Source organism: Bradyrhizobium sp. Kon56 (assembly GCF_055807635.1).
This window is the reverse complement of sequence record NZ_JBVVOU010000066.1, coordinates 1-13422: the sequence shown is the minus strand read 5'-3', so window position 1 is coordinate 13422 and position 13422 is coordinate 1. Positions and strand designations below refer to the sequence as shown.

At 58.9% G+C, this 13422-nt stretch carries 9 protein-coding genes and 5 pseudogenes; 5 read left to right on the top strand and 9 right to left on the bottom strand.

The window, feature by feature from the left end; all coding sequences use genetic code 11:
• Positions 1-861: pseudogene (locus AC0L3B_RS37420) on the top strand (IS110 family RNA-guided transposase); the annotation flags it as partial.
• A gap of 495 nt (positions 862-1356) precedes the next feature.
• Here the strand turns inward: AC0L3B_RS37420 and AC0L3B_RS37415 are convergent.
• The 4 genes and pseudogenes from AC0L3B_RS37415 to AC0L3B_RS37400 all read right to left on the bottom strand — a co-directional run.
• Positions 1357-2390, bottom strand: a pseudogene (locus AC0L3B_RS37415) (IS110 family RNA-guided transposase).
• Positions 2391-2532: 142 nt separating this feature from the next.
• Positions 2533-2935: pseudogene (locus tag AC0L3B_RS37410) on the bottom strand (hypothetical protein).
• Between the two features lie 16 nt (positions 2936-2951).
• A complete protein-coding gene (locus AC0L3B_RS37405) occupies positions 2952-3152 on the bottom strand; it encodes a hypothetical protein (RefSeq protein WP_473382510.1) in 201 nt (66 codons plus the stop codon).
• A 352-nt stretch (positions 3153-3504) separates the two neighbouring features.
• A pseudogene (locus tag AC0L3B_RS37400) lies at positions 3505-3647 on the bottom strand (SOS response-associated peptidase); the annotation flags it as partial.
• Positions 3648-6239: 2592 nt separating this feature from the next.
• Between AC0L3B_RS37400 and AC0L3B_RS37395 the strand changes: the two are divergent.
• Complete coding sequence (locus AC0L3B_RS37395) at positions 6240-6443, top strand: cold-shock protein (RefSeq protein WP_473382507.1); 204 nt, start codon at positions 6240-6242, stop codon at positions 6441-6443.
• Positions 6444-7084: 641 nt separating this feature from the next.
• Here AC0L3B_RS37395 and AC0L3B_RS37390 read toward each other — a convergent pair.
• Both AC0L3B_RS37390 and AC0L3B_RS37385 read right to left on the bottom strand, forming a co-directional pair.
• Positions 7085-7387, bottom strand: coding sequence for a hypothetical protein (locus tag AC0L3B_RS37390; protein WP_473382504.1), 303 nt, complete (start codon positions 7385-7387; stop codon positions 7085-7087).
• A gap of 414 nt (positions 7388-7801) precedes the next feature.
• Positions 7802-8050, bottom strand: coding sequence for a helix-turn-helix domain-containing protein (locus tag AC0L3B_RS37385; protein ID WP_473382501.1), 249 nt, complete (start codon positions 8048-8050; stop codon positions 7802-7804).
• A gap of 153 nt (positions 8051-8203) precedes the next feature.
• Here AC0L3B_RS37385 and AC0L3B_RS37380 point away from each other — a divergent pair, with 153 nt between their 5' ends.
• Both AC0L3B_RS37380 and AC0L3B_RS37375 read left to right on the top strand, forming a co-directional pair.
• Positions 8204-8503 (top strand): hypothetical protein, encoded by a 300-nt coding sequence (locus AC0L3B_RS37380; protein ID WP_473382499.1) that lies wholly within the window; start codon positions 8204-8206, stop codon positions 8501-8503.
• Between the two features lie 6 nt (positions 8504-8509).
• The gene (locus AC0L3B_RS37375; protein WP_473382497.1) at positions 8510-8755 is read left to right on the top strand and encodes a PilZ domain-containing protein; all 246 of its coding nucleotides are present in this window, start codon (positions 8510-8512) and stop codon (positions 8753-8755) included.
• A gap of 1361 nt (positions 8756-10116) precedes the next feature.
• On the opposite strand, the gene AC0L3B_RS37370 is transcribed toward AC0L3B_RS37375, so the two are convergent.
• The gene (locus AC0L3B_RS37370) at positions 10117-10296 is read right to left on the bottom strand and encodes a hypothetical protein (RefSeq protein WP_129276010.1); all 180 of its coding nucleotides are present in this window, start codon (positions 10294-10296) and stop codon (positions 10117-10119) included.
• Between the two features lie 1071 nt (positions 10297-11367).
• The gene (locus AC0L3B_RS37365) at positions 11368-11604 is read right to left on the bottom strand and encodes a PilZ domain-containing protein (RefSeq protein WP_473382495.1); all 237 of its coding nucleotides are present in this window, start codon (positions 11602-11604) and stop codon (positions 11368-11370) included.
• Positions 11605-12551: 947 nt separating this feature from the next.
• Between AC0L3B_RS37365 and AC0L3B_RS37360 the strand changes: the two genes are divergently transcribed.
• Positions 12552-12779, top strand: coding sequence for a hypothetical protein (locus tag AC0L3B_RS37360; protein WP_473382492.1), 228 nt, complete (start codon positions 12552-12554; stop codon positions 12777-12779).
• Between the two features lie 482 nt (positions 12780-13261).
• Here the strand turns inward: AC0L3B_RS37360 and AC0L3B_RS37355 are convergent.
• Positions 13262-13422, bottom strand: a pseudogene (locus AC0L3B_RS37355) (LabA-like NYN domain-containing protein); the annotation flags it as partial.

The following is a 13422-nucleotide window of genomic DNA, read 5'->3' as shown; positions in this document are numbered from 1 at the left end:
TGGCGGAGCCCATCACTGGGCCCGTCAGCTCACTCGGCTTGGCCACGAAGTTCGGCTGATCCCTCCCGCCTATGTAAAGCCGTTTGTGAAGCGGCAAAAGAACGACGCGATCGACGCCGAGGCGATCTGCGAGGCAGCGCAGCGGCCGAGCATGCGGTTCGTGGCCGTGAAGAGCGAACAGCAACAGGCGGCGGGTCTGGTGTTTCGGACCCGTGACCTGTTGGTGCGGCAGCGAACGCAGCTCATCAACGCGATCCGGGGACATCTCACTGAATATGGTTGGGTCGCACCTAAGGGGCCATCGCACGTGGCGATGCTTATCGATCTGATGGAGGAGGAAGAGATGGCCAGCTCGCTTCCCAAAGCGGCCCACGCCATGTTCCGATTGATGTTGGACCTGCTGACCGACCTCAATGGCAAGATCGCGGATCTCGACCAGGAGATCGCGCGACGTGCTCGCGAGGACGAGGTATCGCGCCGGCTAATGACCGTTCCCGGCATCGGCCCAATCTCCGCCACCGCGATCCCGCTCTAGCACCGCCGGCCGAGACCTTTGCCAAAGGCCGTGACTTCGCGGCATGGCTCGGTCTCACGCCTCTTCAAAGATCGACAGGCGGCAAGCAGAAGCTCGGTGCGACATTCAAGATGGGCGAACGCACGCTCAGGCGCCTCCTCATCATCGGCAGCAGCACGGTCGTGCAACAGGCGAGCAAACGCGGTGCGCCAAGGGGATCGTGGCTCGAACAGATGCTGGCTCGCAAACCGCACATGCTGGAAACGATCGCGCTCGCAGGAGAATTACAGGGCTCCGGTCGCAGCCAAGGCGTGATCCTGGCGGACCTGAGGTCGTCGGAGATGTAGTCGGTCGAAGGAGAGTATGGCGCAACAATCGGCGAGACGAGACCGGAAGAACCAGGTGTACTCATCGTGCCTACCGAGCACGCGTTTATGATTTGGTTCCGGTCTGCGAACTCCCATACGGGCCCGCAGCTTCATCGCTGCACCATCAGAGGCCGGACAGATGGCAGCATCCGACTACGCCGATCTTCTTCAAAAATCGCTTGCATCTCGCGGGGCGTCCACAGATGAGTACACGCCCTTCTGTAATGGGCCCGATGATGTCAAGCCTCCCGGTGAGCGTCGCGCCGCCGAACTCATGCTTCTATCCGTGGTCAACGCTTGGCCGCCACATCATGCTGTCAGAGGGAGCGGTGAGCCTATCTAGATACGCGTGGTTCGTCGGACGACGGCCACTGGGCGTGTAACGGCTTCACCGCATCCACCGTCCCGGCGACGGGACTTCGGGCACTGGGCTTCTGTTCAGCCCGGTTGCATTCCGGCTCTTCTCCTCGTGCTCTATGCTGCGATCGGGCCCGCTTCAGCCCATCGGTAAGTTGTGCCGTCGACCCAGATCCGATGCAGGATCACTGCAAACTTACGTGCCAAGGCAACTTTTGCGCGCTTCGAGCCTCGCCGCTTGGCGACGTCCATCCCCCAGCGCTTAAGTTTTGAGAACCGCGTGATGCGCGATAGCAGAACGTTGGCGGCTTCATACAATACCGTGCGCACCATCTCGTCACCGGCCAGCGTGATTCCGCCCGTGACGTCCTTTTCTCCCGATTGGTACTTCTTTGGCGTGAGCCCGAACAGCGCACCTGCCGCCTTCGATTTCGCGATGCGATGAGGGTCATCAATCGCCGATTTGTAGGTGATGGCCACCAAGGGACCAACGCCCGGCACGGTCATAAGCCGGCGACAGACCGCATCGTCACGCACAGTTGCCAGCACAGCCTTGTGCAGCCTTCCGTACTCTGCCTTCAAGCAGATCGCGCCGAAAGCATCGCACCGGCAATGCGCTCTAATGTCGCCTGACCAGTAACCAACTCTCGGATCCGCGCTTCGAAATTCCTCCGCGTCACCGGGCCAACCTTCAGCCCGAAGCCACGCAAAATCCCTCGGATACTTAATTCCACATCGATAAGTCGCCCGAGAAGCTGTTTGCGCGCGATCAGGAGTGCCCGGATCTCCTGCGCACCGACCGACTTTGCGTGCACCGGCTGGAACCAGCCCATCCGGATCAACTGGGCTATCCCGCGGGCATCCTTACGATCAGTCTTTACCGTCATCGCCGATAATGCGGCCTTTACGTGCCGTGTTTCCAGCAGAACCGTTTCGAATCCTGCTTTTCTCGGCCCCGCATGCAGCCATTGGGATAGCGGCCCAGCCTCCAGCCCGATCCGCTCCACTGCAAAGCCGAGCGTCTCAAAAAACTCAACTAAGGCGTCGGGTTCGCTTGCGACCTTCGCCTCTCTCAGGATCTTACCCTGGGCATCCACAACGCACACGCTCGACAGTTCCAATGACACGTCGATTCCGGCATAGTTCTCCACGGCTGTCCTCCGTCTCTAGATGCTTGGGGCCGACTCAAGTCGTGACCCCGTTTCATCATCTATCGGGGGACAGCCACCATCATGACCCCTTCCTCGGAGCAGGGCCCATTACGGCATCTAGGCGAACTCAGCTGCTGCTTCCTTAAGATGCATGCGCTCGCGCGCGTTCGCGGGCTTCGCATCGACGCTGCCGACGTTCGCGTCGGCGCTTCGCTCGCTCCATCGGTTGCGGCAACGCTGGCGCCGGCGCGCCGGTCGTTTCTATTGAGACCTCCTCAAAGGCGTGGTCCTCGCTTCGGCGCGCCTCCATGGATTCGAGCACGGCTCGCCCTTTGAGAGTGATCCTCCATCCACCGCTTTGACGCTCAACGAGGCCATCCGAAAAAACGTCGAGTCCGGGCACGCGCGCGGCCAGCCGCTTGTTGCTCGGCCCATTCCGGGCCGCTGGTCGCGAGGATGGCCATGTCGCGCTTGAGGTCCGCCATCACGGCGAATCCTTCCGGGTAACTCACCAGGATTTTCAAGACTGTGACCTGGAAGTTCACCCCGCACCTCGCCCGATCAACGCCACGTCATCGGCGCTTGGGTCAGGGCCTTCCGGCCGATCTGCCGCAGCTCGTCCGGTGTCGTTTCGCCGGTCTTTGCGGCTTCGAGGATCTTGCAGGCCACGTGGGTGCGAGCGCCGGTCTCGTCTCGGGGTAGCCTTTCGCAGACCTCGTCGAGTACCGCTCGCAATAGAGCGGTTGTCGCTTGTTCAAACATGGGTACGCCCCTCTGAAGGCCGATCCTACCGCAAGTCTTTCCATTTTGGGATTCACGAATGTTAACTGATGAATTCTGCCGCACCGCACGCGACCTGCGTCTGCGCCGTTCCTGAAATCCTGCTCGTTACTGCGCCTCTCAAATCGGCAGGCCGAGTTGCAGCCGCTCCTCACCGTGGAGCGAAGAAGGACACTCCGAGAAGCCGGACCGGTTGTGAACTTGGCATCTCGTTCTGGAGCAAGGCCATCGAGGAGCGTTCGAGCTCGCTGCGGGCTTGAGATCGCAAGAGTTGTGGACCTGCTCCGCGCGATGATCTCGAAAGGGCCCCGGTCCGGGTCGTCGCTATCGCCGGTCACGTTGGCGGCCCAACCGGATCCTCCTTGACGCCGCGGGCGACGATCCGGAGCGATCCGTCCGGCAAGGGCGCTGCAGCTTCAACGCCTCTTCTTGCGGTGCCGTCATCTAGGTCTCGATCTCTTCCGATGTCGTGAGGATCTGCGCGGCATTCATGCTGTTAATGCCACGCCTTGCACCGCCTAAATGTGTTGGACCCGTCGAGACTCTTTTTGGAAATTGCGCACCAAAATAAGCTCGGGTTGCTAACGAGCCTTCGAGGTAAGCCTGCGGCTGCTGAAATCCGGCCTGACCTGAGCCCCTCGGTTGCCGCATCCGGCGCACACAAACCGCGACTCGACATCAGAGAAGCGAACGTGGTCCGGCCCAACGATCGGCGCTTAGTGCAACGTGATGGCCGCAATGGCAGTGGACCAGGACATTCGCGTAGGCCCAGTCGCCGGCTCCTTGAATCCTGGCGCCCAAGGGGAGGGCTCCGGGGCGGGCTGGCGGACCGTCCTTGACGCAGCACGGATGCTTTCTTACGCGGCCGCCCTTGTCGTCATTGGCGCACAAGCTTGGACCGCATACCGGTTAGCATCGTGTAGGCAAGACGCCGCCAGGTCAGGTTCATCAGGACTAGCATGTGGCATCCCCGTGTTCGACACCGCCGCTTTGACCCCCTCTGTTTCAGCAAGATTTCGCGGGGCCGGGAAATGGCTTCGCGTGAGGTCGGGGTCGCGTCCCCGGTGCAGGTCGGCATGGCGGCGAGTTAATTGACACCGCCAGGGTGGTCTGAGCGATCGGTATCATAAGGGTGCCCTGTCGCGGCCGCCCTGCGGCGGGAAACCTCATTCTCCAATGGCAATCGGAAGGCCGCGGCTGATCGTACAGAAATGGAAAAGCTGCGGGGGCCAGTCACGCTGGCGGGGCTTTCGGCTTTGGATTAGCTGCGGCACGAGCGGCGCCCTTCAAGACCGCTTCGATGGTCTTGGGCCGCGTACCTCGTCGGGATCTTCCGCTTTGCTGCTTAGGCGCGGATGATCGGGACACTCTCGTAACTAGCCACAGATCGCTGCGGCAGCTCGCGCATTCATAACGCTTCAGTTCGTAGCCTTTGGTGACGGGGAAAACAGCTTTGAGGAGTCGAGCTTGGCTACAAACGGTGCATCCGGCTTCGCCATTCACCATCGCCTCCCGCCAGCAATTTGGCCGCAATGATCGAAATCAGAACTGAGTCTCGGTCCAGGAGCAATAGCGGCTCACGCTGGCGGGGGCCTATTTTCCATACAGCCGCCCTGTAGTCGTCCGGAGGTGTAAACGCCGGCCATTGGAATTACAGTTCCCACCTTTTGGCGGACCAGCAATGGCGCAAGGTGGTGGCACGGACAAGGCACCAACCCTCATCTGCAACAGATGTCAGCGTCCAATGGAGTTTCTCGCGTCCCTGCCGGCAATTGCAAACCTGCCCGCCGCCTATGCCTACAGGTGCATGCCCTGCCTGAGAGTTGAAACTATCGTTCTGGGCCGAAGGAAGGCGCCGGAGGATTAGAATTTGAGCCGATGTTCTCCGCACCCGTCGAGCGACGCGATGCCGTTCGATACCTCATTTTGCCACCTCGAAGGTCCGCTAGCCGTAGGCGATCCCGTTTTATTGCCTCGCGCGTCCCCAGTCGGCCGGCCCATTGTCTCCGTCCGTTCGGATCAGGGCGCATCGCGTCGAACACGGCGATGTCGTTCTTCGTCATCGCAATTCCAGAGGTCTTGAAACCAATCATTTACGAAATGACCTGAGCTTCACGCCGGTGTTCTCGCCGACAAGTGACATTCGCTTTTCTGGTTGCTCACCTCGAGCCCGCATAGGTCGTGCTGAGCGTCTTCCCTGTTTCACTCTCGCCGTTGCAGGTTGCCGAAAGGGAGTTTGGCGAAGGGTGAACCAGATTGATAGGTGCGGCCGGACCAGCCTCGGCACCCGCGGGCTGCAAGGGTGGCTAGCTGTGTGCTCTCAGGGTGGGTGGGCCGCTAGCATTGGATCGATCTCTTCGTCGAGTCAGCGCTTCCAGTGGCTTTAGGAGGAAGCCCATTCGTCGGGGAATGGCTCCAGCAAAGTCCAATCGACTTGGTTGTCGTTATCCGGGAGGCTGATAGCTCCTGCATTCCCCGCTGGTGGCGCGTGGCGACGGAGGCGGACAGACATGGCCCCCGGATTACGACTTCGAAGGCGGCGCGAAGGAGCATGTGTCAAGCGTAATGGAGGCACACCGCGGGCGCTTCGCTCAGCTTCTTCCACCAGATCTCGAAGATCCTTCAACTCTGAGAGTTAAGAAGCGAGTTCGTTAAGTCGTTCGTAAAGGATTGCGCGAGAGCCTCGCATAATGTCCTCCCCAGCACAAAAAAGCATTATCAGGACGGCGTCAGAGCAAATAGCGCGAGCAGCAAAAACAGAAGACTATCATCGTACATCGGACTTCAATACGTCAGTCTTGCTGCGTAGACAAACTGGCATCCCGAAAACAACCGCTTACAGGCTGGCAATCGTACAGGCGCACCCCGGATCGGCAGTGTTGCCAACGCTGTCCAGCAGGAGGCCACGTCGAGCGTTGTGGCTGCGGTCAGGGACGCCAAGACACCGGAGTTGTGACGGGTGAGCGACCGTCGGCTATCCGATCCATTGCGCAAATACGCGTCCGCATCAGCCTTGCTTTTGTCTGAGCTCTAGTACTAGTTTTCCTGTTTGAAGAACGGAGAAGTTAAGTGGCTATGGGGACCGTGAAGTGGTTCAACCCGACGAAGGGTTACGGGTTCATTCAACCTGACAACGGCGGCAAGGACGTCTTCGTCCATATCTCAGCGGTTGAGAAGGCTGGTTACACGTCTTTTGCAGAGGGAGCTAAGGTTAGCTTCGATGTCGTGAACAACCGCGGAAAAGACTCGGCTGAAAATCTACGGATGGGGTGAGCCCTCCAAACGCGCCGTGAAGATAGGCGCCAAACGGAAAGGCCGCAGCGGCGTACCACTGCGGCCAGCCGGGTAAAATGAAGACGTAAAATATTGATTCCAGCCCCGGCGAGATAAGCCTACAGCGACGGCACGATTCCGCAATGTTGTCGATGTCACATTCGGGGAAAAAGTCTTGCTGACGGAGGGAGGGCCCGCCGGGGCTGGATGGCGAGCCCTCAACCCCAAAGCCGCGAAGTTCTCCGGCGGCCTTAACGGATGCAGCAGTCTGCACATGATCGGCGCAGATGCGACCGTTAAACCATATCGGTTTTGGCGGCTCGCTCAACGGACTCAGTATCACCTAGACCAGCGTCAATTTAGCGCTGATGCCCGAGGCCTATTCCGAGATTGAGCGCCTTCTGACGGAGCGCACCAACGGTGCGCTTGGTTGCCTTGGATATTTTGGCGACAGGCGTTCGCGCCTTTGAGTGCGCTTTAAGTTCCTTGATGTCATTCTTCGTCCACTCGCGGCGAACTACTTGTTTCTTTTTAGGCAAAGCGACGCTCCTTCGATGTTGAAGGCGCGTCTCTAACAACATAGGGCGCAGTTCGCAAGCCGCGCACTCACCCACTACGCGCAACGAAATTTAAACGCGCCCTCACCGACAGGAGTGACGCGCATGTTCAGGGTTGTAGCTGCGGCGTTGTGGGCTCCAACTCGTCGCGAAGTTGGAGTGGCAATCCATCCGCTTCCCTAGAAATAACCAATCCAGGGTAAGGCCAGGAATCTTTTGCACCAACAAAATGCCGGCGCTGTTTGGCAGGCCCCGTTCGAAATTGTTCCAGCGCTGCACTTCAATCCCGATCCGCTTACAAAACGCCGTCTGCGTCCCGGCAACGGCTTTTTGCACGACCTTGAGCCTTTCGGCGACGTCTTCGTTACTCAATGGCTTTTCGGGCATTCCTTGGACGCCGCGGCGAGGGGAATCTGAAACTGTCTCAGGGTCGGTGCCGATTTGCTTCAAGAGATGGCCCACTGCAGCGCCAGTCTCAGGTACGAGAAAAAGTAGCGATCAACGAATAGGCCGAGGGGCGGCCATGCGATGATGCCGATGCCGAGTAGGATTATGACACCTGAACCGATCAGCATCTCTTTGATTTCGCGGTGCATCGCGTCAGTTTAGGCAATTCTCCGCTATCCCGTCCATTCCGTCAGGGTCAGCGCAAGTCAACACCCTTCGAGGGTACGTCGCCTCGACGGTTGCGATCGTCCAGCTGGCGCGCACAACACGACGCCGCACTGCCGAGCAAGGTTGCTGCCGGGATGAATGATGCAAAGCCGCGGCGGCTGTTGCGCCGGGGAGGGACACCGCCGGCTAACCGATCCATCGCGCGAAGGCGCGCCTGCTGGTGCGGCTTACTCGGCCTCGCTGCTTGCGGAAACGTTGTAACCGACCGTAGACGGCCTGGCGACTGCGACCCAAGCGCTCGCCAAGCTCGGTTGCAGTCATGCCCTCATCGAGTAGCGCAAGTAGTTGCGCTTCTTCTTCCGGCGACCACGGGCGGATCTCTTGTCGATCGTTGGACATCGATTTCTCGCCAGCAAAAGCGCTGCGGACCACCATCGTATAGCATGCTGGTAAATGATGAGTTCCAGGTTTGGAGCGTGAACGTCGCGAGGTTGCGCTTGCACCCAGCTTGCTTGGCCAGGGCCGAACTGGCCACGCGCCTATAGGGGCGGTCCAGGGTGCCCGCGTAACGATCTGTAAGTATTGGGCATGCAAAATAGCGCCTTTCTGCGCGTGATCAGTCCGACCAAGGAGATCGCCGTGACATCAGATAATGATGACGAGCTGGCTGTTTTGACGCGAGAGATCGCTGACAAGGTGACCTATGTTCAGAGCCAAACGATCCTGATCGAGGTCCTTAAGCGAGACGGACACGACGTATCCGACTATGAGAGAGAGTTAGCCAAAGAGCGGTCGCGCTTGGCAGCACGGATCGCGAGGCAGTTTAGACTGCTTGAAATAGCTTCGACCAATGAAGGACCCGAGACAGCCGCGTCAACTCAAGGATAAGTAATCATGTCGGATCGCCGGAAGATCGATCGTTCGGACGTCGACTTGGTCGCATACATTTTTGGAGATGGCGGCAGCCAACGTTGCCGCGTTTTCAACATCTCGGAGGACGGGGCTGGGATCGAGCTACCGACGAAGCTGCACATGCGTGCCACATTCAAGATGATGTTGGAAAGAGACCGTATCATCAGAGATTGTCGTCTCGTTTGGTCCAGTGATACTCGCATCGGCGTGGTGTTTAAAGCCAATTGAGTCGGTTTCGGTAGGTTGTCGGCGCCAGCCAAGTGCCCAAGGGGACAAGGTGGCGTAGTGTTACCACGCCGTCTAGCGGGATGCGTCGAGCGTTGTTGCTGCGGGTCAACGACGACACACGCTGTGGGGCTGTGAGGAGGGTACCCGGTGATCCGCTCGCCAAGCCCTGTCGTTTTTGACAGGTGCGGGCCGTCCCGACATGTGGGCATGATCGCGGCTAAAGGACGAGGGCCGCGGCTATGCGTTACTACTTCCCGATTCTCCACAACGGCGAGACACACGCGGACGACGTGGGGGAGCTGCTTCGCTCTGCTGAGATAATCGTTACATTCGGGGGCGGCCATGATCGCCGCCGGCTTCATGACATCGCCAGCATCGGCTAGTCTACAATCTCCGAAGTAAGGAATCGTGCTCAGTGCCGTGTTTCCGTTTTGTGCTTACCTTGAGCTATCTCAAGGTATTTAGTCCGCCCGTGAACACGTTGCGAACGCGGGTGTATCCGCCTGCGGAAAACAAGAGCTAAGGCCGCCCTGGTTGGCGGCCTCTTTCTGTGCGCCGGTTTACGCCGGCAGGGCTTTCGCGTGAACGAAAGTTCTGAATCAGTAGCGCCGATAGTACCGATGGGCATAAGGCCGACGGACGACGACTACGCCGCGGCGATAGGCGGGACGATAGACCGGGCGAGTTCGGACACATCCGTGCCGGCCGCACACCAGGGCTACTGTCTCAACGTTCGCGACGTTGTTGGATTGTCCCAGCGGAGCAACTGGCATTGCCGATGCCGTTGCAATTGTGAATGCGGTCCCACCGAGAACGGCCAGGGCGGCAAGAGTAAGTTTGAATTTCATCCATGCTACTCCAGCGGAGACTATCCCCGCCAACCAAGCTTAGGCGTTCCTCCCTGAACCTTGGATGACCAAGCAGCCTCACGCTCTCAATGAGCGCCCCGGAACGCGCGCGAGCTACTGCGCGTCGGGGTTAGACATTGCACGTGAAGCGAACGGGCCCGGCTTGGCGGGCGGATGCGGGGGCAGTGTGCGATAGTTTGATTGCGGCAGGATAGCTGGCTTGAACCTGGGCATCATAGGCGCATATTCGGCGGATGTTCGAGCAGCGACCAATTTTCATGGCTCGGAAAAATCCCGGACTTGGCTGGGGGGTCGATATTCTGTGGCCCGATGGCGAAACGGAAGTAATCAAGGGCTTTATTTCGGAAGGCGACGCGGCCAAGTGGATTGCTGAGCATGAGCACTCGAAGCCGTGGCAGGGAAATACGAATCAAAAACCACCCCTACAGCCTTAGAAACCCGGAATCGCCAATTCTCACCGGATCCTCGAAAGGCCGCCGCCGGCTATCTCCATCAATTGTGCTTCACGCTGTCCGCGATTGCGCGTTCAACTTCTGAGGCGAGAACCGTCAGGTGATCAGCCAGCCTCGTAAACAGCTCTCGTTTCTTCGGGTCGGTCGCCAGATCACCGATGAGGGCGCACTCGGCGGCATCTGTGCGGAGCTTTTCCAACTGAACCTGCATGTCTTTCATTGCAGCTACTCCGTTCCCCGAGGGGAACTGTACTGCCAAGGTGTGAAAGCGAACAGACCGAAACGCCGAACTTTCCTAGGCTCGAGTCGCTGGACCGACGCCGTCCAGCACCTCCAGCGGCCCCGGCCTCCGACACCTCAAAAGCCCCGACGGCCGGGGCCGTCTTTACCCAAGCCACCGAAAGGCGCTTTGGCCTTCCAGTCGAATCCGGCCGAACGTCTGCGCCGCGAGATCCGCACCCTTCGCAAACGAACCGTGGTTCGATATCAGACAAGCGAACATCGTCTGGCCAGCGATCGGCGCTTAGAGCAACGTTGTGACCGCAATGGCAGTAGACCAGGACGCCACGCAGGCGCATCTCGCCAAAGGTAATCTTCATCTGCCGGCCATCGGCGTGCGTAGGGCGGGCGCGTTGTTCAAGGCCCTGCCTCCACCTCCTCATGTGGCTGTTCTTCCCAGACCAACTCGCCGCATTCGCATTCGAAGATCCGGAGGAAGCCGGGTGGCTTTGGGTTCCAAATGCGCTCTATAACCCTTGTCGGGCGGTCGCACTTGGGACATCGGACGGAATCTTGTCGTGATGTCATAGGACGTCTCGCCACTACATGGGCAGACTCTGGACGCAGCTTTGTGTTCCCAAGGAAGCCCCGCCGAGTAAGGCAAGGCCGCGCGGCTTAGAGGCGACCCCGGCTGGGCGGCCTGAGGGTTGATGCCGGGGCCGCTCCGCCAGCTCAAGGGAGACAGCTAGCAAAAGCTGCAAGTTTTCCTCTGCGCGTTCGTTCCTCTAACGAGCGTTCGGCGTCGCAAATTGCGGCGGCTTGCCGCTGCTGAAATCCGGCCTGACCTGAGCCCCTCGGTAGACGCCTCCGGCCCGAAGGAAGCGCGCTCGATCAGTAGACCAGGACGCACGTGATCCATCTCACCCATCTCGCCGGAGGTGACTTTTACCGGCCAACCGGCGGCGTTCATGGGGTTGTTCTGTGGGACAGGGCGAGACCTTCCGCCATCAAAGCGGCATCCGTAAGTACCTTGCAAAATATCAACGCTGGTAGGTGCCACCCTGGCGGCTTATCAATAGAATGCGACGGCGATACGTTTGTCTTTACGCCAGACGACTGAACAGCGACGTGGGTCACCGTCCGGAATGACAGTCAGCGCGAATTCGTCGGGAATCTTTTCATTTCCTGCAATATCAAGGGCGGCACCGTATACAGAGATGCTGCGGATCAAGCAATTTGCTTTTGAACGGCCGAAGCTGATTGAGCCGGACTTTGGGATGCGTGTCGAATGAGAACTGTTCTGCTCCATAGTTTTTCTCCGAGAAACGGGTTCGCCCCGCAGAGCGCACGTCGATTGTCGCACCTACTGCCTCAAAACGAGTTCGTTAGAATCTCGGTAGCCGATCCAACCCGGCGTGGCTTAAATAAATACCACATTAAATTGGACTGTTACGTTAAACATGCTAATTAAATAGAATTAAATTCGAAGATTAATCAAAATTGGTTACCTTTAGGTTGCGGTAATTAGCCCAAGGAGAATTGCGATGGCTGATAAATTGTACACGTCAGACCGAAAATCGCCCGATGATACGGAAGTAGAGTTCAAATTCAGACGAAGCACGACGGGGAAGTACCTTTCAGCATCTTTCTTCCAAAGTCTCTGATGAAGCCTTCTGAAAAAGGCGAAGTAGCTAAAATACTGGCTAACGTGATTGCGTGTGGAATCTGCTGTTCCAAGAAATCAGGTACGGCCCTTTGCGCTGCTCGATGCGTCTATGGAGACGGACAGTGCTGCGACGACGGTGCAACGAATTGCCCGCCGGTCGGCGACTAAATGCTGATCACCTTCTTCGCCCGACTCTGGCGGGCTTTTTTCGGACTTCGATCTTGAGCTAGAGCTCGGGCACATAGGTGACAAGGCGCTCCACTGGTCGGAGTCGGCTGGAGGCTATTTGGGTGCCTCCCTCAGGCGCACATCTGGTTGTGGGCTAGGTCCCTTGCATGTCCGAATTCGTATTGCGGAATAGCGCTACGTCGAGTGCGATTGAGTTGATTGTGGACGGCTACGCGAGACTGAAAGACCGCCAGTCGCTTTAAGGATCTAGGGATGCACCGCCAGCGCCTGGTGGTCGACCTGAAGGCCTGGGACGGCTTCGTGCAGGTTGGCGATTGCCCAGTAGAGCAGGACATCGCGGCGATAGACACGGGTTAGGCTAACGGGCCAACCCGGTGGCGGCGAGCGCGCAAGGAGGGCAAGTGCTGCGATCTTTCATGATGGCTGCCCTCGCACTGGTTTGGGGATCCTCGTCCGCGCTCAGCCTGACGTCGGAGGAGATCATCGCTAAGCTTCGCGCCGCCGGCTATTCGCACATCCAGGAACTACCAGCCGGAAAGATAAAGACCTACAAGGCCGTCAAGGAAGGCACCGCGCGCTCGCTAATCGTCGACAGCACCGGCCACATCGCAGAGGTGGGGAGAAGCTAGACGGGCAGACGAAGCCAGACGTCTTTACTGGACAGCGTGCCGGTTGGCGTCGCAATCTCCATATCGACGACGCGAAACGAGCCATGACTTTCGTAAACGTAGTGAAGGTGCCAGACCGGACCGAGTTCCGGCGAAATGGCGAAGTCGTCCAACGCGCCGGTGATGTTGTGAAAGGCATCGCGTCGCCCGATCGGTGCGGAGAACATCGTCTCTATTAGCACGGCCAGGCTCATGCCGCCGACCAGCATGGCTCGTGCAGCTTCGTCGCCGTGAGAAAGCCGGAGGGCGGTCACGATGACGGCAATAGCGTCGGGGTTCTTCAGAGCCACAGCAGGTTCACTTCGCCCAGCAAAACCATGATGCCGGACGCGGCCCCTTTCATGCAAGCGACCCGAGCCGTCGCCAAGATATCTCAAAGCGACAAATGCCAACGGGCCATCCGCACTTGCGGAATGTGGCGCCGCCTTCAGGGTCCAGTCGTGTGGGTCGTTTCCCTTCGGTTCCTGCAAGAATTTTGGCATGTGTCCACGCGCTTCACGATCGCGCGGGGCGGGGCGTTCGGACGGGTCGCGACCGAGCTTGGACTGCAGCTCGACGAGGTCGGTGAAGACGTCGGCCTGCCGGCGCAGCTCGTCGGCGATCA

Bases quoted from the DNA above. Each gene is read 5' to 3' on its own strand.
- AC0L3B_RS37365 (WP_473382495.1), bottom strand. From the start codon at position 11,604: ATGGAGCAGAACAGTTCTCATTCGACACGCATCCCAAAGTCCGGCTCA.
- AC0L3B_RS37370 (WP_129276010.1), bottom strand. From the start codon at position 10,296: ATGAAAGACATGCAGGTTCAGTTGGAAAAGCTCCGCACAGATGCCGCC.
- AC0L3B_RS37405 (WP_473382510.1), bottom strand. From the start codon at position 3,152: ATGTTTGAACAAGCGACAACCGCTCTATTGCGAGCGGTACTCGACGAG.
- AC0L3B_RS37390 (WP_473382504.1), bottom strand. From the start codon at position 7,387: ATGCCCGAAAAGCCATTGAGTAACGAAGACGTCGCCGAAAGGCTCAAG.
- AC0L3B_RS37375 (WP_473382497.1), top strand. From the start codon at position 8,510: ATGTCGGATCGCCGGAAGATCGATCGTTCGGACGTCGACTTGGTCGCA.
- AC0L3B_RS37385 (WP_473382501.1), bottom strand. From the start codon at position 8,050: ATGGTGGTCCGCAGCGCTTTTGCTGGCGAGAAATCGATGTCCAACGAT.
- AC0L3B_RS37380 (WP_473382499.1), top strand. From the start codon at position 8,204: ATGCAAAATAGCGCCTTTCTGCGCGTGATCAGTCCGACCAAGGAGATC.